This window comes from Leptospira kobayashii (assembly GCF_003114835.2).
GTDB classification, from domain to species: Bacteria; Spirochaetota; Leptospiria; order Leptospirales; family Leptospiraceae; genus Leptospira_A; species Leptospira_A kobayashii.
Genome location: NZ_AP025029.1, coordinates 250827 through 274191, shown reverse-complemented (window position 1 = coordinate 274191; position 23365 = coordinate 250827). Strand labels below are relative to the sequence as shown.

Annotated in this window: 21 protein-coding genes; 14 read left to right on the top strand and 7 right to left on the bottom strand. The window is 40.3% G+C overall.

What is annotated here, in order from left to right; genetic code table 11:
• Positions 1-272 precede the first annotated feature (272 nt).
• Positions 273-680, top strand: a complete 408-nt coding sequence (locus tag DI077_RS19530; protein WP_242935458.1) for a DUF1564 family protein — start codon at positions 273-275, stop codon at positions 678-680.
• 29 nt (positions 681-709) lie between these two features.
• Here DI077_RS19530 and DI077_RS19525 read toward each other — a convergent pair whose 3' ends face one another.
• Both DI077_RS19525 and DI077_RS19520 read right to left on the bottom strand, forming a co-directional pair.
• Entirely contained in the window at positions 710-1294 is a 585-nt protein-coding gene (locus DI077_RS19525; protein ID WP_109022268.1) for a hypothetical protein, read from the bottom strand.
• Positions 1278-2342, bottom strand: a complete 1065-nt coding sequence (locus tag DI077_RS19520; RefSeq protein ID WP_109022269.1) for a KamA family radical SAM protein — start codon at positions 2340-2342, stop codon at positions 1278-1280. The genes DI077_RS19525 and DI077_RS19520 overlap by 17 nt, the downstream gene beginning before the upstream one ends.
• A 66-nt stretch (positions 2343-2408) precedes the next feature.
• On the opposite strand from DI077_RS19520, the gene efp reads away from it, so the two are divergent.
• The 5 genes from efp (at position 2409) to DI077_RS19495 (ending at position 6908) form a co-directional block, all read left to right on the top strand.
• The gene (efp, locus tag DI077_RS19515) at positions 2409-2975 is read left to right on the top strand and encodes an elongation factor P (RefSeq protein WP_109022270.1); all 567 of its coding nucleotides are present in this window, start codon (positions 2409-2411) and stop codon (positions 2973-2975) included.
• A 68-nt stretch (positions 2976-3043) separates the two neighbouring features.
• The gene (gene mtnB, locus DI077_RS19510) at positions 3044-3604 is read left to right on the top strand and encodes a methylthioribulose 1-phosphate dehydratase (protein ID WP_109022271.1); all 561 of its coding nucleotides are present in this window, start codon (positions 3044-3046) and stop codon (positions 3602-3604) included.
• On the top strand, positions 3601-4329 hold the full coding sequence (locus DI077_RS19505; RefSeq protein ID WP_109022272.1) for an SDR family NAD(P)-dependent oxidoreductase: 729 nt from the start codon (positions 3601-3603) through the stop codon (positions 4327-4329). Before mtnB ends, DI077_RS19505 begins: the two co-directional genes overlap by 4 nt.
• A gap of 2 nt (positions 4330-4331) precedes the next feature.
• Positions 4332-5069, top strand: a complete 738-nt coding sequence (locus DI077_RS19500; RefSeq protein ID WP_109022273.1) for an SDR family NAD(P)-dependent oxidoreductase — start codon at positions 4332-4334, stop codon at positions 5067-5069.
• 3 nt (positions 5070-5072) lie between these two features.
• Positions 5073-6908, top strand: a complete 1836-nt coding sequence (locus DI077_RS19495) for a hypothetical protein (RefSeq protein ID WP_109022274.1) — start codon at positions 5073-5075, stop codon at positions 6906-6908.
• Between the two features lie 14 nt (positions 6909-6922).
• Here the strand turns inward: DI077_RS19495 and corA are convergent, their stop codons facing one another.
• The 4 genes from corA to DI077_RS19475 form a co-directional block, all read right to left on the bottom strand.
• Positions 6923-7879 (bottom strand): magnesium/cobalt transporter CorA, encoded by a 957-nt coding sequence (corA, locus tag DI077_RS19490; protein WP_109022275.1) that lies wholly within the window; start codon positions 7877-7879, stop codon positions 6923-6925.
• 1 nt (position 7880) lies between these two features.
• Positions 7881-9656, bottom strand: coding sequence for a M61 family metallopeptidase (locus DI077_RS19485; RefSeq protein WP_109022276.1), 1776 nt, complete (start codon positions 9654-9656; stop codon positions 7881-7883).
• 434 nt (positions 9657-10090) lie between these two features.
• Positions 10091-11887, bottom strand: coding sequence for a methyl-accepting chemotaxis protein (locus tag DI077_RS19480; protein ID WP_135354938.1), 1797 nt, complete (start codon positions 11885-11887; stop codon positions 10091-10093).
• 7 nt (positions 11888-11894) lie between these two features.
• Positions 11895-12287 carry a VOC family protein gene (locus DI077_RS19475; RefSeq protein WP_242935456.1) on the bottom strand — a complete coding sequence of 131 codons (393 nt, stop codon included), beginning with the start codon at positions 12285-12287 and terminating at the stop codon, positions 11895-11897.
• Between the two features lie 18 nt (positions 12288-12305).
• Between DI077_RS19475 and DI077_RS19470 the strand changes: the two genes are divergently transcribed.
• Positions 12306-12584 carry a TIGR04454 family lipoprotein gene (locus DI077_RS19470; RefSeq protein ID WP_109022461.1) on the top strand — a complete coding sequence of 93 codons (279 nt, stop codon included), beginning with the start codon at positions 12306-12308 and terminating at the stop codon, positions 12582-12584.
• Between the two features lie 42 nt (positions 12585-12626).
• Here the strand turns inward: DI077_RS19470 and DI077_RS19465 are convergent, their stop codons facing one another.
• Positions 12627-12884 (bottom strand): hypothetical protein, encoded by a 258-nt coding sequence (locus DI077_RS19465; RefSeq protein WP_242935472.1) that lies wholly within the window; start codon positions 12882-12884, stop codon positions 12627-12629.
• Between the two features lie 72 nt (positions 12885-12956).
• Here DI077_RS19465 and DI077_RS19460 point away from each other — a divergent pair, with 72 nt between their 5' ends.
• The 7 genes from DI077_RS19460 to ahcY all read left to right on the top strand — a co-directional run bounded on the left by DI077_RS19460 (position 12957) and on the right by ahcY (position 23316).
• A complete protein-coding gene (locus tag DI077_RS19460; protein WP_109022279.1) occupies positions 12957-13883 on the top strand; it encodes a DMT family transporter in 927 nt (308 codons plus the stop codon).
• An 84-nt stretch (positions 13884-13967) separates the two neighbouring features.
• On the top strand, positions 13968-15095 hold the full coding sequence (locus tag DI077_RS19455; protein WP_109022280.1) for an Lsa36 family surface (lipo)protein: 1128 nt from the start codon (positions 13968-13970) through the stop codon (positions 15093-15095).
• A 94-nt stretch (positions 15096-15189) separates the two neighbouring features.
• Positions 15190-17748, top strand: a complete 2559-nt coding sequence (locus tag DI077_RS19450; protein ID WP_109022281.1) for a methyl-accepting chemotaxis protein — start codon at positions 15190-15192, stop codon at positions 17746-17748.
• A 61-nt stretch (positions 17749-17809) separates the two neighbouring features.
• Positions 17810-20359 (top strand): methyl-accepting chemotaxis protein, encoded by a 2550-nt coding sequence (locus tag DI077_RS19445; protein ID WP_109022282.1) that lies wholly within the window; start codon positions 17810-17812, stop codon positions 20357-20359.
• A gap of 57 nt (positions 20360-20416) precedes the next feature.
• Complete coding sequence (locus DI077_RS19440) at positions 20417-20938, top strand: SRPBCC family protein (protein ID WP_109022283.1); 522 nt, start codon at positions 20417-20419, stop codon at positions 20936-20938.
• Between the two features lie 67 nt (positions 20939-21005).
• Positions 21006-22013 carry an ArsR/SmtB family transcription factor gene (locus DI077_RS19435; protein WP_109022284.1) on the top strand — a complete coding sequence of 336 codons (1008 nt, stop codon included), beginning with the start codon at positions 21006-21008 and terminating at the stop codon, positions 22011-22013.
• Positions 21997-23316, top strand: coding sequence for an adenosylhomocysteinase (gene ahcY / locus DI077_RS19430; protein ID WP_109022285.1), 1320 nt, complete (start codon positions 21997-21999; stop codon positions 23314-23316). The genes DI077_RS19435 and ahcY overlap by 17 nt, the downstream gene beginning before the upstream one ends.
• Positions 23317-23365 lie beyond the last annotated feature (49 nt).

Below are 23365 nucleotides of genomic sequence, written 5' to 3'. Positions count from 1 at the left end.
AAACTAATCTTTGTCGATTCATTCCTAGGATTGTTCAAGAACGTTCTTTTGCCTAATCTTTTTTCGGATATTTTGATGGTTCAGAGAAAAAAGGGAGCCAAAAGGGTAAATTTTTAACCACAGCTTTCATGATGGTTATGGATTTTTTTGAGTTTTTAGAATTCGAACGGGTTTCAAAACGACTTTCCTCGGACGAAGCGGAAATTTCGGCCAGGTTAGTGAAACCGTTCTCGTCATGTAGTACCTCTTTTTTAATTGCAAGCGGTTTCGATTTGAAAAAGGGAAATCCCAAAATTACATACTCGACCGTTATTCGAAATCTTTTGGAAGATTCGGCTTATTTTATCTACCACGGCTTTTTCCCGAAGCGGAAGGGGAAAGTGACTCGCACATATCAAAAACAAGGCTTGGATTTAAAAAAAGTAACTTTTCGTATTGATGAAAGGTATTTGATCGAGATGGATTTAATGGCGAGTGCTTTGTCCATCTCTCGCAGTCATTTGCTTGGGTTATTATTGGAATGGCGGGAGATGGGTTGGTTGGCGATGGTCCGTGAGTTTGGAATTGTGAGAGGTACCCCATTTCTACGCTCCGTCCGTCTCACCCAAACATACGATCTCAAAACAGATCGTTATCCCACTTTCAAAGCCGAGCTCCTCCACAACGCGAACTCTTCATAAGAAAAACAGACGATCCCAAACGGGAACAATTAAAATAACTCGAGATAATTCGACACATGCTGATGAAAATAATCTCCAAGCCCATTTTTCTCATCCGTTGTAATTTGATCCATCTCAGTTTCCGCGACAATTAGATAACCCTTATAAATTCCTTCCCAACGAAGATAAACTTTTACAGGTGAGGAGATATCTTTCATTAGTATACTGGCTTTTCTGCCCTGCCAAGAAAAATAGTAAACCTTTGTTGCGTTAGTTGAAGGTAAATCTGAATTCAGATAAGGAAAAGATCTTTGGTTGTCTTGATTGGTGGAAGAAACTTTAATCCAGGCTATCTCGCCCGCTTTTACATCTTGATATTCTATTTTGTAAGAATTCCCGCTTTCGTGCAAACTGCCGGATTCCAATAACACAAAATCCTTTTTCGGGGACCAAACGGAATCATAGGTTAATCGAAGTTTTGTGATTGGTTTTGCCGTAAATTTCCCGCTATCGTTACGATTTTCTTTAGGGTCGTTTATTCTGCCGGATACTTCCGAAAGTTGGGAAGATTTGCACATTATAAGAAAAAATAAAAATGATGCCGCAATAACCGGAAATCTAATGAGTAACTTCATATTCTCCTCCATTAAAATTTTTAAACAGATAGGAAGTTTCTTTCTTCTCTATCAAATAATTTGGCCCGAGTAGTACTTTCCCACCGCCACCGGTCAGATCTTTCACATAATTGGGAACGGTAAGCCCGGACATTCTCCCTCGGATAGCATACATTAGGCGAATTCCTTCTTCGATAGGCACCACAAAACCGGAGCTACCGTAAACTTCGTCACATTGATGCAAATAATAAGGTTTAATCCCGAATCGGACCAATTTATAATTGAGCTCTTCCAGAGTTTCCACGGTATCGTTCACACCTTTCAGCAGAACCGACTGATTTAAAACAGTTACATTCCCTTTTCGAATCAATTTTTCGATCGCCACTTTTACTTCTTGAGTAAGTTCTTTCGGATGATTGAAATGAGTGACAATGTACAATGGAAAGTATTTAGAAAAAATTTCGCAAAGAGAATCGGTGATTCTCATTGGCATAGTAACCGGATATCTTGTATGAACTCTCAAATGATTGATATGATTGATTGTACTTAATTCACTCAGTAAATAATCAATGTGTTGATCGGAAAGAGTCAAAGGATCTCCACCGGAAAGTATCACTTCTTTGATCTCCGTATGGTTTCGGAAGTATTCCAGGGCCTCTTGCCATTCTTCCCGGTTCGGAGTTTCCGTTGGCTTGGAAACTTTCCTTTTCCTGGTGCAAAATCTGCAATAAACGGCACAAACATGAGAAATATACCAAATGGCCCGATCAGGATACCTATGGGTTACCCCTTTGATTGGCATATGAACTTGCTCCGCCAAAGGATCTTCCCATTCATTTTCTGCGCGAATTAACTCATTCGATCTTGGTAGAACTTGTTTTCGGATGGGGCAAGCTGCGTCAGTAGGATGGAGCAGAGAGAGATAGTAAGGAGTGATAGAAAACGAAAATTGTTCCTGCGCGGCCTGGAAAACGGATTCTTCTTCCTCAGAAAGGGTAATATGGTTTTTCAACGTGGCAAGATCGGTAATTCGATTCTGCATTTGCCACATCCAATCTTCCTGGCTCATCTTATGACCATACTTGGATTGACACCATGGCAAGTCCCCTGGATTTTGTTTTACGAGATTGAAATTATGACATTAGGCATTACAGAAGTTAAGAAGGGCATGATCCTTAAAATCGAAAACGAACTTTATTCCGTGGTTAAAACCGAATTTGTTAACCCGGGAAAAGGATCTGCGTTCATTCGTACCAAACTAAAGAACGTTATCAAAGACTCTTCTATTGAAAGAACATTCAAAGCTGCGGAAAAATTGGAAAGTGTTGAATTGGAAAAGAGAAAAATGCAGTTCTGTTATGCAGACGGTGACGATATCATTTTCATGGACGTGAATGATTACGAACAAATCCCTGTCTCCAAGGATTATGTAGAAGATATCCTTCCATTCATGAAAGAAGAAACTCCCGTAGAAGTTTCTTTTTACGAAGACAAGCCAATCGGTGTCATTCCTCCGAACTTTGCCGTACTCGAAGTCACTTACGCGGAAGACGGGCTCAAAGGAGACACAACAGGTCTTGCATTGAAGAGAGTTACCGTTGAAACAGGTGGGGAAGTCAATGTCCCTATCTTTATCAAACAAGGGGATATGGTGAAAATTGACCTTCGCGACATCACCTATGTGGAGAGGATCAATAAATAGGATTGGGTGACCAAGGTTTTATTGGAGAGCTGGTTCGACTCTCGCAGTTGTATTACCAAAGGCAGTGGATGTTTGCCACTGCCGGCAATCTATCTGTCCGATCGGAAAAAAAACATTCCTTTTGGATTACCGCCTCGGGCAAACACAAAGGAGAATTAAAAAACAACGACTTCGTTGAAATAGATATCCCTTCTCAGTCTATGATTTCAACAACAGACGGGAACAAACCGTCCGCAGAAACTTCCATTCATCATTCCATATACAATCATCTTACTGATGCAAATTCCATACTTCACGTTCACACACTCGAATCCAACGTACTTAATTTCAAGCTGACTCCCGAAGAAGGTTATCGGTTGGTTCCGATTCCTCCCGTGGAGATGATAAAGGCTTTTGGAATTTGGACGGAGCGGCCTAGTTTGCAAATGGCTGTTTTTTATAATTTTGGAGAAGTGAAAAAAATCGCGGATACCATTTCCTTATTTCTGAACAAACATCCGGATTATTCTCTTCCCTTTGTTTTAGTGGAAGAGCACGGACCCACAGTTTGGGGAAAAACAATTACCGAGGCCAATCGACATTTGGAAGCAGTTGCTTTCCTTTTTCAAGTCATGGCCCATCATAAATGAACAGATCCAAAAAAATATTTGTTTTTGGCGCCGGATCCGGCATCGGACAAGCGGTTTTTAACGAATTCCACTTGGATTCAAAGAACAACCAAAAGATAGAGGTTTACGGTTTTTCAAGAAGCGGACAAAGCCAATTAACCGAATTTATACCGAATACCAACCACAAATTCGACCTTACTGCTGATATGGATTTTGATCTTTGGGAAACAACCTGGCAAAAACAATGGAAATCCTGGGAATCCGGCAAGGAGAAAACCGAATATGTCGTCTACTTTGCGCAAGGCGATGGTATTTTTTCACCTGTCGAAGATATAAATCTGATTGAAATTCAAAAACATTTTAGTTTGAATCTATTTTCTTCTATGAGAGTATTAAAAATTATGAGTCCTGCTTTGAAGTCATCCCTTCCTGCGACGGTAGTTTTTTTCACTTCTACGGCGGCAAAACTAGGATTCCCCAATTCTACCGTTTATTGTGCTTCCAAACATGCGGCCTCCGGACTTGCCAAAGCTTTGAGAGAGGAATGGAAACCTTTTGGAACAAAGGTAATCAATGCTTATCTCGGCGCCATTGCAACTTCCATCTGGGATAGCCGTCCGGAATTTTCAAAAGAAGATATGGTAAATGTGAAAGACGCCGCGATTTTCCTTCATGATCTTGCTTTTCTTCCTGAAACGGTTTATCTGGAAGAGTTTTATATGACTCCGAAAAAAGGAATACTGTAATCATGGAAGTTCCCGAAACAATCATCATACTAACGGGCGGTAGTGGAGGAATCGGTCGGGAGATCGTGAGGTCACTCGTCTTATCCGGATTTTCCGTTTGGAATTTGGATAAAAAAAGACCGGAGACTCCTGTATTGCAGGAAACCTTCAGAGAAATCGATTTATCCGAACCATTATTCGTTTTGGAAAGAGCTCTCACCAAGATTATTTCCGAATGCAAGGAGAGTGGTGAGATTTACGGATTCGTTCACTGTGCCGGTTACGGCGGACCTTACCACAAGATAACAGATGTTAATTTGGAAGAGTGGCAGAATATTTTCCGCATCAATATGGATTCTCTTTTTCTTTTATCCAAATTATTACTTCCTAAATTCAAAGAGTCCAAGTTCGGTCGTATCGTTTCGATAGCATCTTCCCTTTCCATCGTGGGATCGGCTTTATCGGTGGGATACTCCGCTTCCAAACATGCAATGGTAGGATTCACAAAATCCATCGCGGATGAGTGGGGAGAATTCGGGGTCACCGCAAATTGTATTAGCCCGGGCTATGTGGACACTTCCATGGGGATTCAAGAGGATCAGGTCAAGGATCATCGCCAGATCATTATCAACAAAACTCCCGTTAAACGAGTTGCCGAACCTGCGGAAATCGCAAGAGTAGTCAACTTTTTAATGCAAAGAGAATCCGGATATATTTCCGGTGCCAATTGGTCTGTAGATGGAGGGATTACCTCTATCTAAATTATGCGAACCCACCCTCCGAAAGACGCATTTCTATCTATCACTTCCAAAGAAATGATTGGAAGGGCTTCGGGTATTATCCTTCAAAAAGAAGCATTGGTAATCATGAAAGCGATCGAAGCTCTTTCAACGAAAGATCAAATTGAAAAAGGTGCGCTCTTCCAAACCAACGAATCTTCCGTTGAAAAGTTGAAAATATCTTTGGAAGTGGCACTCGAACATCTTTGGGAATTGATCGATTATGGAATCGTTACGCAACTTTTCGAGATCCGTTACAATCATGGATTGGGTTCTATCGATATATATCCGTTTTGCGTTTCTGTCCCGGACGGACTTTCTATTGAAGATACGTTTCACCGTTTGCTTAAAAAATCTTCCGATGCGATTAAAAAATATGCAATCGAGAAAAAACAGTTGGGAGAAGAAGATTGGAGATCCATTTTATTAAAAATCTCCGATCCACAATTTATCAAAGAGGCAACTAACGGAGACGATATTGATCACTTATTGTTGCCGAATGAATTTCCTTATCCTCCCTCGCCGCTCATGCTTAGAAGATCGAAGGAATTGCTTTTGGAAGAATTGGATGCCGAAACCAAGCTGATAGTCCTTCCCAATATAGGAATTTTTTCCATTCTCGATAGCCAGGCACAACATTTCATTTCAATTGCGAATGAACTTTTTTTAGCAAAGGTAGAGCCGATAGCCAGGTCTTTCGATTTGGGACTAAGGGACCGCATTGATGAAATGAATGCTGAAATTAAGGAATCGCAAGCACTCTCTGACAATCACGAAATCGAAACAATTAAAAAGAGAATGGATGTTTATCTTGCTTATGAAGCGATCTTGAAAGAGAAAGGATATTTCCGCATAGTCAAAGTAATACGGAAATTGTGCGATATCGCGGCCGTTAATCAGGAGAAAAGCCAAAGAACGGAATTGGATAAATTGCTGAAAGTTTATCTGACAATGCTTGAAAGTACTTTCGATTTCGATTCCAGATTGCTTCGCATCAACTTGGAAAGAGATACCAAGAATGATATCATCATCGTAGAACAATTGAAAAAAAATCCGAATGTTCTTTCGGCGGAGTGGTTGGACCCGGACGCTAAAATGGCTATTTTTGCTTTGAAAAACATTGCCAGTTTGAAAGAGATTAATTCGCTTATTTACGAAAACTATCGTTTTACCACGGAATACATCCTGTATTTTAAGGCTCTCATTGAAACGAATGAAGCGGATGTAAAACCGATTTTTAAAGACGAAGACTTTGTAAAAATCTACGGGAGGAATTTGCAATCCGTTTATTTTAATTACATTCCCTGGTTTTACAAACTATTCTATATGTTGGGAGTCACACCTATTGTTAATAGTGGTTATGCGAAAGCAAAATCCATTATCGCATATGCTCAGATGGATCGCCAGTTTCAATATGAAAAAAGAAGGGAAAATTTTCTCAAAAAGAAGTTAAAAGAACGCGAAGAAAAAATCGAAAAGGATAAAAAGGTTCAAAATAAAAGGGTCCTCATCCAAGCCATTGAAGAAGCGTTTTTCAGCAAACGGATTCCTCCTACTGTAGAGTGGATCCAGGCGAATTATCCTATATTCAATTTGGAATTATTGGAGAAGATGATTCCGGACTTTGCCTTTCTCAAATTTCCGAATAAACCGCTAGCGGACGATACTATCATTTCTTTTCCCGACTCGACCGAGTTTGAGGCAAAGAATGCAAAATTAAAAGAATTATTGAATCGTTGGATACGCAGAGAAGAAGCGTTCGAAGAAAAATACGAATCCAAATTAGTTGAGATTCGTAACGCAATTCATTCCGTACACTAAAGCGATAAACCGGATTAAAACCATCTTTTGAATCTAAAGTACAAGTACATTGTAATTCCCGTACCTATCATCAATACCAAGGAATAAAAATAACCCCATTCCCAGTCTAGAGAAGGAATATTTTTAAAGTTCATTCCGAATATTCCGGCGATAAGTGACATCGGCAACATAATCGCAGTCATAATCGTGAGTGTTTTCATGATTTCATTCGTTTTTCTGCTGGAGATCGCGATATGAGCTTCCAAGGCCGATGAAATCGATTCGATGTTACTATCAACTAACTCTAGTATTTTGATGGAATGATCCCGTACGTCCCGAAAGAAAGCATCCGCTTCATCGCTGAAAAAACTGCTTTGGATCGCTTCCACATGTTCCAGAACCTCTTTGTTTTGAATCAGCCATTTTTTCATACTTTGAAGACTTCCCCGTAAGCTGTAAACATAGCTGATATCCAGTCTTCTCGTGTTGTTGAATATCTGATCTTCCAAATGTTCTATTTTTTCTTCAATTTTCTGGACGATCGCCAAAGTATGATCCGTCTCTATATCCAGGATTTTATGGACAACGAATTCGTAACCTTGCGCTAAAATGCGATGGTTCGCTTTCCAATTTTCAATTAGATCGCTGATTGTTTCGCGAAAATCAAGAGTAAGCGAGATGATTTGATTTTTCGTCAGAATAAAATTAAAATTCCGCGAAACAAGTTGGTTTTTCTCCAAATGAAATCCTTTATAAATAAAGAAGATATAATTCGGAAATTTTTCCAACTTGATTCTACTACTTGGGTTGAGTATGTCTTCGATGGTAAGAGGATGGATTTTGTGTTTATGAAATAACAATGTAAGCTGCTGTTCGTTTTCAGCTGTTATATGAATCCAATGTTTTCCTCCTTTGGATAGAGGCAGAGGTTTATTGGGAAGAATCTCCTCTTTTGTGGAAGGAGTAAGGATATAATTCAGAATACTCGCCATTTTAGCTCACTCCGAAAAATGAATTCTGAATTTGTTTGATTTCGGTCGGGATGATACTACTAAAGGAAAGTTTTTTGTTTTTATAACTTCCTCCCACTTCGATAAGAATCTCTTTCGTCTTTCCGTATCTGGACAAAAGTATCACTATTTTTTCTTTCGGTTGAAATTGTTTTTCCAATTTTTGGAAGCCGGAAAAATTCACCCGTTTTCCGTTGATTGCAATGATTTCATCTTCCAGTTGAATGTCCGGTGTAGCGGTATCCTTTCCATGGAGGATTTTTTGAACGAAAACATTTCCATTTTTTTCTTTCACTCGAAACCCCAGGTCCGAACTGAAATCGGAGTCCGTTCGGAAAACGCCGATCCATTTTAAATACTCTTCCACAGGAATCCTTACCGGTTTGGTCAAATACGTGTCAAATTCAGTTTTTAAATCCACACCTGTCGTCTCCAACGCAGTATCGAAAAACTCTTGTTTGGTGAATCCTCTTTTTTTCTCGATATAAAACTTTTTATATAAAGCCTGCATTATATTCTGGAAGGAATTTAAACCGGCAGTCTCCTTTCGAATGAAAAGTTCCATACACAAAACCAGAATCCCACCTTTTGTATAATAGGAGATATTCAGGTTATGACTATTCGCATTTCTTTTGTAAAACTTGTTCCAGGCTGTAAAGGAAGATTCTTCCAAACTCATCCATTCTTCTGCGTTCGTTTCATCCAGCGCAAAAATATCCGCCTGGATTTTGGTTAGATAATCTTCTTTTGTAATGAAACCGGAAAGATATAAAAAGTAGATATCGTAAAAACTGGTAATTCCTTCCGCAATCCAAAGTTCTTTTGTTAGGTTGGGTTTTTGATAATCGAAAGGACCGAGTGCAATCGGTCGAATTCGTTTGATATTCCAGAGATGAAAGTATTCATGAGCCAATAATTCCAAAAGACGTTTGTATTCTTCTTCGTCATGGATCTGATCGGGGCTGAAAAAATTAATACTGGAAGCTCTATGTTCCAATCCACCGTAGGCATTTTGGCTCAGATTCAAAACAAAAAGATAGTATGGATTCGGGTTGTCGCCCATCCATGCGATCTCGGTAGATGTTATTCGTTTCAGATCGTTCGCCAATTTTTCCTTAAAGGAATAGGGCACATCTCCTTCAATGAGAAGTTCGTGCTGACAAGATCCTGCTTCAAAGAATACTGAATTTTTATTTGTTAGGTGGAATGGGGAATCGAACAATTCGTCAAAGTCATTTGCATGAAACGAATGTAGGGAATTGTTTTTTGAAAGGGATGTGTATACATTTGAGAATATGTCCGAAACCTGAAATTGAATCTCCACAGGCTGTGACAAACCGTTCTCGGGATAAAGAAAAAAACCTGCAGGGTTGATAAATCCGAACTCAGTGTCCAAATAATTGGTTCTAACGGTATAATCTTCAAAGGCATAAATGATATAAGAAACAGTAACGGATTTTCCTTCGGAAAAAATTTTCCAATGATTCAAATCCGTTTGTTCCAAACGGACAGGCTCCTTTGTTTTCGAATGAATGGCACCAAATTTATGTAAGTGGGTGGAGTAATCCCTGATCATATAAGAGCCGGGTGTCCAAGCCGGCAAAACAAGATCTATCTCTTCCTTGTCTGATTCTATCATGAGGTTTACCTCATAATAATGTTTATGTAAGTCCCTGATTTTTACTAAAAAGGAAAATTCTTCCTTAGACTCTTTTTCTTTTTTTACCGGAACCGGATTTGCTTTTTTTTCCTTTGCCATTTGGTACAATGTTTATGTAATTTTCCCATTTTGCCAAATGTTTTCTTGACACTGAAATCCAAGAGTACTAGAAAAGGTTAGCTAAGGTATGAGCAAAGGAGGTGGTCTATTTGGATAGTAGTTGTTACAACACAAGAATTTTGACTCGCGAGGTGGCTGGGCAATAAGCCTACCAGCGTCGTTGCAAAACCGACCAGTCACGATCTTTCCAAGTTCTGAAAGTTGGTCCCTTTCAGGTTTCGTTAGTTGAACCTAGCGTGAGCAGTCGCTTGGAAAGATTTCTCCTTCCTTTGGTTTCAAAGCCTTTCCTTACAATTTGAATTTTTGTAAGACATCTTCTAGTTTTAAACTAATATTTGTCATGCGAGATGAATTTTCCGTCATAATTGCAGCTTGGTCCGATAAAATCTGAGATCCGTTCGAAATATTTACTGTCATGTTGGCGAGTTCGTCCGTGGCTCTTTTTTGTTCTTCCGTGGACTGTTGGATTGAATTAGTTTTTGAACTTGTGCTCCTCCTTTGTCGATGGATTCCAAGGCGCCTGCCGACAATTGATTGATTTGAGAAACCGAATCGGCGGCCTGAGAGGCAAGTTTGGAAATTTCTTCCGCTACCACGGCAAAACCTCTTCCTGATTCACCGGCGCGGGCCGCTTCAATCGCAGCATTCAATGCGAGTAGGCTTGTTCTTTCGGAAATATTGGAAATCACATCGGAAAATTCTGTGATCATTTGCGACTTTTCCTGGATTTCTTCGATGGCCTCGGAAGTAAGGGAAGCCATATTTCTCCCTTCTTCCGCACGTTGATTGGCTTCGACCGCAATTTTGCCGAAACCTTCCACAGCTTGTGTGATGTTTTGTACAAGCCCTTGGATTGTGATCAAAGACTCGTGAATGGATTTTGTATTGTCCACGGCTTGCCTTACATTTCCGTTGATGGTTTCGCTGGATGCATTCAGTTCTTCCACCGTGGCACTTGCTTCTTCGGAAGAAGCGGCTTGAGACTGGGCGAGATCGGAAAGTTCGAATATGGATTTTCCCATTTGACTTGTGGTTTGGGAAAGTTCTCCTCCGGAAGACTGCGCGACAGCTAATATCTGTTTAATGTTATCCGTCATCATTCCGACCGAATTGACAAGTCTACCCATCTCATCGTTTTTCATTTCGGAAAGGGAATGGGTTAAATCTCCCTTACTCGCTTTGTCCGTAAAATGAAGTATGTTCTGCAGACGTATATCCACTAACTTATGAAATATGATGTAATTGGAACTGACTGAGATGACGATGCCGATCAAACCGAGTATCAGCGCCAGCCAAAATAAAAACCGAATTTCGTTTGTGATCAATCGGATGGGATAGGAAATGCGGATGGTCCAGGGATTGCCGTCTTTTACCAAATGGATCGGAGCACTGATATGCAGATAACCGTCATCCGTATAAATTTGTTTTTTTCCGGAACTCATGGCAAGATTTACATTCGGATCCCATTCGTCTTTCCAGACTCCCGATTCTTTTTCAGGATGAAATCCGTCGAATAGCAAAATTCCGTTGTTTGCGATGAAGGTTAGTTTTCCTTCTCCTTCGAATAATTTGATCTTTCTAAAATAATCCTGAATGGTTTGCAAGGATAAATCCGCTCCGGCGATCCCAATAAACTTATCTCCTTTTAGAATCGGGTATACAAGAGAGACCATCATTGTATCCACTCCATCCACCTTATACGAGAAAGGTGGCAGTAGTTCCAGTTTTTTGGTTTTTTTAGGAAGTTGGTAAAATCCGGATTCTTCCTTATCATAGTCTATTACCGGTTCGATGATGATTTTGCCGTTGGATTTTACGGAATAAGGGACAAATCTCCCCGTACTATCATGATACTTTGCATTTCTAAAATTGGAATCCAAACCGTCGAATGCATTCGGTTCGAAAACAACGTAAGTTCCGAGGATCGTTTGGTCGGATGCGGTCAAAACATTCAACAATTTGAGAGTTTTTCCCCGGTCTAGAATCGATCCTTCTTCGATGGTTTTTTTCAAGATATAGGCCTCATTCAAAGGACCCGACAAGGAAGATGTCACTTCCAAGCTCATTTTGTCCGTGATTGTGGAAAGGTTTTCTATCACTTCTGATTTTGTTTTGTTATAAATGACAACGGATATGACTGTTAAAATGATTCCCAAACTTAAGAATGTAAAAATAGAAGTGCCTGTAGCTAACTTTTGTTTGATTGTCATAGAATTCCTATAAATGCAATGGCTCGGGGAAACTGCTGAGACCTAGTTTGTTTCCGTCTGGGTCCGAAAAATAAATTGTGAATTCGGTTCTTTCTCGGATGGAGGTTGAATTTAAAAATGATTTCCAATTCTGCCAATTCTTTTCTTGGTAAAGAAAGACCATAGCTCGGGGAGATTCTTTTTCTCCTTCTTCTATCATTAGAATCGTATCTGAAATTTGAAACCAGACAGACCGTATCCGATCCGAATCCGGATATAGGTTTTCTTTTAAAAACATACAATCGGGGATTTTTTTGTAAAAATCAGCTAGAACCCGAACAGACTTAGTACCAATCGCAATATGATGTATCATTTTTTTGTTTTCAAATCCATTTCCTTGAAGGATTGTATCAAGAAACATAAATCCTTGGAGATTTTCATGAAAAAATTACTTGTTCTTGCTCTCTTTTTGGGCCTTTCGCTCACAAATTGTAAATCGAAAGTTTACTCTCAAGAAGAATGCGATGCGGCTCTTACTTCTGCTTTCGTAGCGATTGAAGAAGAAGCAAAAAAGAACCCGCAAGCAGCACCGTTACTTGCAGGATTACAACAAGGCAAGATTAAAATGGTTGAGCAGTGTATGGAAGGAAAATTCGATCCAAACTGTTTGAAAAGTTCCCCTGGTCTTGCAGGCATTATGGGTTGTGTGAAAAAATAACCTGATTTTTGTGACCTCTAGGCCTTTTTACGTGCCTTGAGGTCACTTCTCTTCTTCCTCTAAAATGAAGCCTTCCGGCTCCAAATAACATCCATGCAAACGATAAGGTCCTGATTCATAAAAAAAGATTTTCTGAGCGTACTGTTTTCCCTGCAATATACATCTTTTGCATAGATAGGGAAGGATGGCCCAGTCTTCGCATTCTTCGGGACGAAAAGCAGGCCAAACTCTGAGAAGCGGTTTGGAAATTTCTTCTTCTTTCGCAATACGATCCGTCACCAACCCGAAAGTACATACCAGAAATAGAATCCAGATTCGTTTCATTCTATTTAATGTATCGGGGAAATCGCCCGTTTCCAACATGGAACTATCATGGACTGGAACCTAAAAATTAAAAAAGAATGGCAGGGTGCAATCCTCGTTCTCATAGGAGCCATTTTATTTTCGGCCAAAGCGGTGGTTGTCAAACTGACTTATCAATATCCTTTGGGTGCGCTTACTTCTTTATTCTTTAGAATGTTATTTGCTTTTCCTTTCCTGATTTGGATTGCCCTTTCGGAAGAGAAAAAATTGGGCCCTGCCGAACTCACAAGGAAAGAATGGTTCTCCGTATTTTTTATGGGAATTGTGGGATACTATCTTGCCAGCTTATTTGATTTTTTAGGATTACAATATATCACTGCCGGTTTGGAAAGAATCATACTTTTCATCTATCCTACGTTAGTTGTTATTCTGTCCTTTCTGTTTTTGAAAAAGAAAATCCGTTCCAGAGAAATATTCGCGCTTTTACTCACTTACACGGGCGTTGCAATTGCGTACAGCCAGGACTTGAAAGTAGGAGCCGCAAAAGATGTTTCCCTCGGCGCTATTTTTATTCTATTGAGTGCATTGACATATGCTATTTATCTTATGGGGACAGGGTCACTTGTTCCTAAATTGGGAGCGAAACGATACACTGCGATCGCACTTGCCATTTCTTCTTTGGCGGTATTCATTCATTTTGCGCTTTTCGGGAAATGGGAGGAACTGGACCAACCTTTCTCCCTTTACCTGCTTACCTTTTTTATGGGAACGGTAAACACTGTTCTCCCGGCAATTTTTGTATCGGAAGGAATCAAGCGGGTGGGGTCTAAAGAAGCGGCGATCATCGGATCGGTCGGACCTATGTCAACTTTGTTCCTGGCATATTGGTTTTTGGGCGAAACGATTACATTTTTCCACACAATCGGGACATTTTTCGTTTTATTTGGAGTCTTTTGGATTAGCTCTGGAAAAAAAGAAAAAGTTCTGAATGATTAGGAAATAAATTTTCGTTCATTTGTTGATCGATGTAGGGGATAATAAAGGCAAAAGCTAGGGTTTTTTGCTAAGGTGCAATCAGTTATGAAACGAACCGGATTTATATTTATAATCTTATTTGGGGTGATCCTGAAAACGCAAAGCCTACAAGCACAATTTACCTGTGAAGGGAAATCTTGCGCTTATTTGCCTTCCAACCTCACGAGCCTAACCAACAATACATACTACCGTTTTCAAAAAGAGTATTTAAACGAAGTAATGAAGACAAATACGGAGGCAGGATTTCTTGCCAATCTGGGCGGCTCTATCGTCGGTACCGGTCATGTTAGGCGATTTCAGGTAGGGGTAGGAGTTTCCGCCGCAGGTTATAAAAAAGACAATATAACAGTAGGTGATACCGGTTTTAAACTACCTGAACTTCCCAACGTGGGAGGAGCGATCATTCCTTCTTTCAATTTGGATTTCAATCTCGGGTGGATTCTAGGGTTTGATGATCAGCATTATATGCGCAGATTTTCGGTTTATTTGCATGGAGTGAATTCCGCCATTTCTCAAAAACAACTGGAAGGTCTTTCCAATAATAAAAACTACGAAGGCCGCATAACAGTCAAAAGTTACGGAGGGATGCTCCGTTACCAGGTTTTTGAAAAGGTAGGTTTTTTCGCCAATGTGGTTACTTGGAATGGAGTGAACTTAGGGGTCGGACATCATGTGATGAATGAAAGCTTCAGTCTCAGTTATTTGGAAGGGAAGGCTGCAACGATAGAAACAAACGGAGTCAAAGGAAAGTGGGGCGGAGATACCAATTTCGAATACCAAACAAAAGTTAGGACAACTCATGTTGATCTTCGAACCGGAATCGGTTTATTTTGGTTTTTGAATGTAATTGTAGGTGGTGGGTACAGCTGGAACACGGGTGATAGCGAAATTTCCCTTTCCAGAAAAGGACCTTTCCTGATTCAAACCGCGGCTGCCAATATTATCGATCTACCTAGGGAATACCAAAATCAAATCAGTCCTGCGTTACTTTCTGCAAGTGAGTCTGGCACTCTCGGACTTTCGGCATACGGTAGCGGCAATTCCAAAAGGAAAATAGGATATGGGATCGTTGGTTTGGAAATCGATGTGTTTTTGTTTAAAATCATCGCAGAAGGAATCTACGGTGGCCAAGACTTGTATTCGGGAAATTTGGGTGTAAAAATTTCCTTTTAATTTGGTTTTTTATTATTTCTTTCCCATTATTTTATCTTAAAAATCGTTAAATTTTATTTCCCATTCTCTTTGGATTTAGAGACTGGGAAGTAGAATGTTCAAAAGATTCGCTCTCAAATTTTTCATTTTCACAGAATTCATCAATCTAATCATTTTGATACCATTTGCCTTTTGGTTCGTGGTTTTTTTCATAGAGCCGTCTACTGACCAGCTCAAAATTTTATTGGGAGGGGGGATTTTAGCGGCCATTCTTGCTCAAGTTTTACAGTTGTTCATCGGGAAACAACTCAAACCCCTTAAAATTTATCTAAATCTTTGGGAACGGGGTGAAACCATTCCAAACGAAATTTTCCGTGATGCAAGGAACAGACTCGCCAATTTGCCGGGAAGGGTTGTTTTGATCGGAATCATAAGATGGACTCTCGGTACTTTGATTTCAACGATTCCTTTCTTTCTTTTTCAAGAATCGACTGTTTCTCAGGAAGTGAATTTTACCGGGATACTGATCTTTACCGCAATTGTAAGTATTCTTATCGCTTATATTGTAGCGGTTGTTCTGTTGCGGAATTTATACGTAAAAGAAATATTCATACCTCCCAAAAACTATCAGGGCGAAAATTTGGATTACCAAAGTTTAAGATTGTCTTTGCCGATTTTGATCTCCGCTTTGATTCAACTTTTGCTGATAGTGCTGGTTCTAATTAGTTTCAACTCTACTAAAAATGCAATAGATATCGCATTTCAAAACCAATTGTCCAATATCAATTCCAATAATTCAATCATAATCGAACGATTTTTCAGATCGAGAGAAACGGACATTCTGGACTTCGTATCTGACAAACGGATTATTCAGATAACAAAAGAAAAACGATGGAGAGAACTTTCTCCTTATTTACAAAAGATACACAATGATCCTTTGGCATTATATGAAAATACTTTTGTAGCATCTCCTTCGGGCATCGTTGTGGCGAGCGGATTGCCCGATGGTGCAGGCATTGGCAAAAATCTGCATGATGAGGCGGAAGCCAGAAACAACCTGAAATTTACTACGGACCAAACAACGATTTTCAGTAAGGCATTCCGTTCTCCCGTCACAAAAGAGTCCGTGATTCTTCTAACGGCACCCATTAGAGACGAATCGGGAGAGGTGATTGCCATTGCAGGCTTTCCTTTTCTTGCAGGCAAATTTGTCCAGTCGGTGGTCGGCGGACTGAAGTTAGGTGGGAAAAGCGGATATTCTCTTCTTTTGGATCGGGATTTGATCGCGATTTGGCACCCTAATGAAAAATACACTTTATATGATTTTAAAAAAGAATCCTTCGGAGAAAGGTTAGCCAGTGCTTCGGATGATGCATTTGTAAAGTATTCTTTCAACGGTTCTCATAAGGCATTGATGCGTAAGTTCAACGAAAAATACCAATTTTATTTCATTACTACTATAGGTGTGGATGAGATTGAAAAAAGCGCAATCGTTTCCATGGTTTGGCTTTCCGTGATAGGTACTTTGAGTTCTATTTTCATCAATATATTTGTAGTTTTGCTTTTGAAAAGTAGGCTATCGGGTTTGTCTAAAGTCGAAATGATTTTGGAGAGAATCAAAAAAGGCGACTTAACGGAAAAGACTCATCCCGACTCAGTTGATGAATTGGGTAAATTGCAAGAAGGTTTGAACAATACGATCGATCAGATCGCCGATGTAGTAGGCGCCAATCAAATGATATCGGAAGATTTGGCATCCTCCGCAGAACAAATGTCAGTTGCCCTGGGGAGCCTTTCCGCAAATGCCCAAACACAGGCTGCTTCTGCGGAAGAAATTTCCGCATCGATTGAAGAAATCACAGCTGCAGTTGAAAATGTGGACGCTAGGTCCGATGAGCAGGCGCAGAAAGTGGAAATTCTGAAAGCGCAAATGAATCACTTGTCCAATATCATTCAAGCAATGGGAAGACAAGTTGGAAAAGCTTCGGAGGATGTGACCGAAATCACAAACGAGGCTCAGAGGGGCCAGGCTTCTTTGGATTTTATGCGAAACAGCATAACGAAGATCAGCGAAAGTTCTCAGGAGATCGGAAGTGTGATAGAAATCATAAATAATATCTCCGAGCAGATCAACTTACTTGCATTAAATGCAGCAATCGAAGCGGCAAGAGCGGGGGTTTACGGAAGAGGTTTTGCGGTTGTTGCGGATGAGATCGGCAAATTGGCGGATAAAACTGCTCAGTCCATACAAGATATCGATTCTTTGATCCAAGCGAATGAAAAAGAAATTACCAATGGAACGGAAACCATTGAATCCACGATTTCTTTGATTCAGGCGATCATCAAAGGTGTGAATTCATTCCAGGATTTGACTCATTCCATCGAATCCAATACCAAAGAACAACTTGTGATCAATCAGAAAGTGATTACGGAAGTCGATAGTGTGAACGAAATCAGCCGAGGGATCAAACTTTCCATGGAAGAACAAAAGATTGCAATCGGAGAAGTGGCACAGGCGATTTTCAGTATCAACGATCTGACTCAATCTACGGCAGCAGGTTTGGAAGAAATGACTGCAACATCCAACGGAATGGCGAATTTGGCGGAAACTTTAAAACGGAAAATTAATTTTTTCCAATTGAGTAAATCGGTTCCTTTGATTCCGAGATCATAACGGTTTTAAATGTTGCAGAAGTAATTAGAGCCATTCCCATTGACCTTTAGGTTCACTGGAAATGAAATTATACAAACAATATTCCCTTAGGATTCTTTTAGTTTCTCAAGGTCTTTCCCTTGGGGTAGTCGTTCCACTCGGTACTATCTTTACCTATTTTCTGCTCAAACCGACCAAAGAACAGTTTGTTACGATTTTACTTTCCATCCTTGTCGCTTCGCTCACTTCTCAAATAGTACATTTCGGGTTTATCGCAAAGTATTTAAAAGAAATAAAAAACTATTTGGTTCAAAGGGAAAATGGAGAAACCATTTCTTCCGAAGCTTATCTAAAGGTATGGAATACCGCTGCGAGAATTCCCATTATATTCGCCATTGGCGGAGCGGTTCAATGGATCATTGCCGCCGCGATCATTTTAGTTCCTTTTCTCATGATGGATGTCACTACCAAGACCCAAGCTTTCTATTTTGAAAACATACTGATCTTCCTTGCTCTGATCAATATTCTTTTGGCTTTTGTGGGAACGGAAACAGCATCTCATTTTCTTTTAAAGAAAGATGTGTTTGATAGAGGATTTGAAGAAAAGGAAAATCCTTTCTACCGAAGATTGGGTAAAAGTATTCCTATCATGTTTTGTCTTTCTATCATTATGCTCAGCGACGTATACATGATGGTTTCTTTTAAAATCAATGCCAACTCCCTGGAAAAGGCATATTCGAATCAACTTTATAATTTCAATTCAAGCAATGAAGCCGCCATGAGCGTGTTATTCGAAGCACTTGAGGCCAGTATCACCGAATTTGCAGGTAGCAAAGAGGTAAAAGATGCATTTGCTACCAAACAGTATGGAAAACTAGCGCCTACTCTGAAAAGGATTTTGGAAAACCCTGCAAGCTTTATTGAAAATACATTTGTTGCCAGTCTTGATCCCGGTTATCCGGTTGTTGCAACCGGATCTCCCAAGGGCGCAGGACTTGGATTCAAACTCAGTGGCAATCCTTTGATCAAAGAAAATATCGATAAAGCCTTAAACGGAGAAATTCATTTTGGAATCGCAGAGGCTTCACCTCTAACCAAAAAGATCGTTATCTTTGTTTCCGCTCCGGTGAAAGATGATAAAGGCAAAACGATTGGAATTGTGGGATTCCCTTTTCTGATCGGGGACGCATTAAGTACTTTTTTGAAAAATGTTCATATTGGAACCACCGGTTATTCTTTTCTTTTGGACCGTGCCAATAAGATGGTTTGGCATCCAAATCCCAAATACCTGTTATTCGATCTTACGCCGGATAAAAATTTTCAAGAGTTGGCGAAGGACGCAGGAGAAACTGAGGCGTTTACAAATCCTTGGGAAGGATCCGTCTTTCTTCTTCGCAAAAAACTGAACCCTAAATATGGATTTCAATTTTATTCCACAATTGATTTGGATGAGATCGAAAAGGAATGTTATGATGCTTTGGACGGACTAATGTACCTCAGCATCAGCGGTGCATTTGCCATCGCATTCTTTATGTATGCCTTGTTCTATTTCCGTTTCAAACCGCTTCGTTCCATTGAAAAAACTTTGGAAAGAATGGCGGAAGGAGATTTGCAGGACAATGCCCATTTACAATCTTCCGATGAATTTGGAAAATTGTCACAAGGTTTGAATCGTACGATCGCACAGGTATCTGAAGTGGTTCAGGTGAATCAGTCCATCTCGGACGACATGGCCGCTTCGGCGGAAGAAATGACGGTTGCATTGAATAGTTTGTCTTCGAATGCACAGACACAGGCTGCCGCTGCAGAGGAAATCTCTGCCTCCATAGAGGAAATTTCGGCCGCCGTACAGAACGTAGATGCACAAGCGGAAGATCAGTTCAAAAAAGTGGAATTCCTACGCAAACAGATGTCCGAGTTGTCGGGAATCATCGAGTCTATGGGAAAAGAAGTAGGGGAAGCTTCCGCAGAAGTGAATCATATCACAAACGAAGCGAGAACAGGTCAGTCCTCTTTGGATTCTATGCGAAATAGCATAACAAAGATCAGCGAGAGTTCCCAAGAAATAGGGAGTGTGATTGAAATCATAAATAATATTTCCGAACAGATCAACTTACTCGCATTAAATGCGGCAATCGAAGCGGCAAGGGCGGGGGTTTACGGAAGAGGATTTGCGGTTGTTGCGGATGAAATCGGCAAATTGGCTGAAAAAACCGCTACCTCCATCAAAGACATAGACGAACTCATTCAAGCCAACGAAAAAGAAATCAGTAACGGAACAGTAACTATCGAAGCGACGATTTCTCTCATTCAAAGAATCATCCAGGGAGTGAATTCTTTCAATGCAATGACTCAATCTATTGAAAAGAACACCAAGAACCAACTAACGATTAATGTAAAGGTCAGCGATGAAGTGGAAAGAGTGAACCAAATCAGCCGAGGGATCAAACTTTCCATGGAAGAACAGAAAAACGCAATCGGAGAAGTAGCTCAGGCGATTTTCAGTATCAACGATCTGACTCAATCGACTGCGGCAGGTTTGGAACAAATGACAGCCACGTCGAATGGAATTGCTAATTTGGCGGATACCTTAAAGAAAAAAATCAACTTCTTCCATTTGAAGAAGTCATAATCCACGCCTGAAATAATTTCTTGACAAAATTGATTTTTAGAATTTCATACTTGTCTAATGAAAATTATTAAGTTCATTCTTTTTGGTTTCTTATCCCTCGTTCTAGTGTTTCTACTTAGTGGGTTCTTTCTACCTTCGGAGTACGGTTTGGAAAGAACCATATTCATTCAGGCAAACAAAGAGAAGGTTTTCGATCTTGTGAATGATGTGGAAAAAAATCAACTTTGGTCTCCTTGGAGAGCAAAGGATCCCGAGGCAAAAGTTACTTTTGGAGAAAAGAAGGCGGGACTAGGTGCCTCTTATAGTTGGGTTGGTCCTGTTTCCGGATCAGGCACTTTGACTATCACCAAGTCGGAACCTTTCCAAACGATAGAAAACCATTTGGATTTCGGTGATATGGGAAAGGCCGAGGCTTATTGGAAATTTTCTCCGAAAGAAAAAGGAATGGATGTTACCTGGGGTTTCACCGGGAAAGCGGAAGGATACATAGATCGCTATTTTGGTGCTTTGATTGAGCCGTTTTTGGGCCCGGATTATGAAGCGGGTTTGAGTAAGCTCAAAGCGATCGCAGAAGAATAATTTTCAAAAAAACTATTGTCAAAACCATACATATCAAGATTTCTTGATATGTAGATATCTTTTGGCAATGAAACTGGGAACATACCCCCAACCATCGGCTGGCCCGAGACATATTTTACCCGCCTTGAAAGCAGTTTCGGATGAAACCCGTGTACGCATCCTTCATATTCTCAGTTTTGGGTCTTTTTCTGTAAATGAAATCGTTGAGATCCTAAGCATGGGACAGTCTCGGATTTCCCGCCACCTAAAGATACTTACGGATGCAGGCCTGATTTCTTCCCGAAGAGAAGGATCTCTCGTATATTCTTCCCTTCCGGAAGACCCTTCCAAAACAAACGAAGGTAGTACGGAGATTTTTTCAAACGACCTTACCCATCTCATTCTTTCTTATAAAGAAGACCTTCCTGACAGAGAAAAAGACCAAAGAATGGTGAGTTTGATTCTGGAAGGAAGGGAAAAAAAATCAAAAGTATTCTTTGATAGAGTTGCTGCAGAATGGGAATCCATTCAGGAAGAATCTCTCAATCCGAAATTATACAGATCCTGGATCATCGAAAATCTACCGACAAACAGTCATCAGATTGTGGATTTGGGATGCGGTCCCGGAGGACTGATTCCTTATTTGCTTCCCAAATCCAAAATGGTGCTCGGGATAGATTCCTCTCCTAAGATGATCGAACTTGCCCATACCGCTTATGGGAATAATCCAAGTGTAAAATTGGCCCAAGCACAACTGGAATCACTTCCTATATCGGATGAAACTTGTGAAGCGGTGGTCGGTTCCATGGTGCTTCATCATATCTCCCATCCACCGACAGTGCTTGAGGAAATTCATAGGGTTTTAAAACCGGGTGGAGTATTTTGCCTGGTAGATTTGGAAAAACACAACCAGGAGTTTATGCGTGATAATTTCGCAGACTTATGGCTTGGGTTTGATAAAGATGTTTTGGAGTCATGGCTCATCAACGCGAATTTCGAGATCGAATCGGAAAACCAAATTCAAACGGATTCAATATTTAAAATATTAACAATCAAAGCAAGGAAGAAAGGAGGACAATATGTCCACAGCAACTAATACAAAATCAGAAAGACTGCCTTATAAAGTCAGAGATATCTCTTTGGCTGATTGGGGTAGAGAAGAAATCATTCTCGCTGAAAAAGAAATGCCAGGTCTCATGGCACTTCGTGAAGAGTTTGGAAAAACAAAACCGTTGAAAGGCGCGCGAATTGCAGGATCTCTCCACATGACGATCCAAACCGCAGTTCTTATTGAAACATTAATCGAGTTAGGCGCTGAAATTCGTTGGTCTTCTTGTAATATTTTCTCTACGCAAGATCATGCGGCTTCTGCCATCGCAAAAGCGGGAATTCCCGTATTTGCTTGGAAAGGCGAAACGGAAGAAGAATACTGGTGGTGTATCGAACAAACCGTTTTCTTTGACGGAGACAAAGGACCGAATATGATTTTGGATGACGGTGGGGACTTAACTCATTATATCCATGACAAATTCCCTCAATTTCTTTCCGAAATCAAAGGTGTTTCCGAAGAGACCACTACAGGTGTGAACGCACTGTACAAGAAATTGAAAACAGGTGAATTGAAACTACCTGCGATCAACGTAAATGACTCGGTTACAAAATCGAAATTTGACAACCTTTACGGTTGCCGTGAATCTCTTGCTGACGGTATCAAAAGAGCAACCGACATTATGCTTGCCGGTAAAGTAGCACTTGTTTGTGGGTATGGCGATGTTGGAAAAGGTTCCGCTGCTTCCCTTCGCAATTTCGGTGCAAGAGTCGTAGTGACTGAAATCGATCCGATCTGTGCTCTTCAAGCAGTGATGGAAGGATACCAAGTTCTAAGAGTGGAAGACATTATCGAAAATGCGGACATCATCGTGACTGCAACCGGAAATGACGACATCATCACTTTGGAACATATGAAAAGTATGAAAGACGGCGCTATTCTCTGCAATATCGGTCACTTTGACACTGAAATTCAAATGTCCAGATTGAACTCTGAAAAAGGCGTTACTAAAAAAGAAATCAAACCTCAAGTTGATAAATACACTTTCCCTGACGGTAAAGCAATCATCGTTCTTGCGGAAGGAAGACTTGTTAACCTAGGTTGTGCAACAGGACATCCGTCTTTTGTAATGTCTACTTCGTTTACAAATCAAGTACTAGCTCAAATCGAACTTTGGACTAACAAATATGAGATCGGCGTGTATCGACTTCCTAAAAAATTGGATGAGAAGGTTGCGGCTCTTCACTTGGAAAAACTAGGTGTAAGACTTACCAAACTCAATGCGAAACAGGCAGAGTACATCGCAGTTCCGATCGAAGGTCCTTACAAACCGGAACACTACCGTTACTAGAAAAAAGAAATCTCACCTGGCATACGTCGGGTGAGAAACACCAAATCTG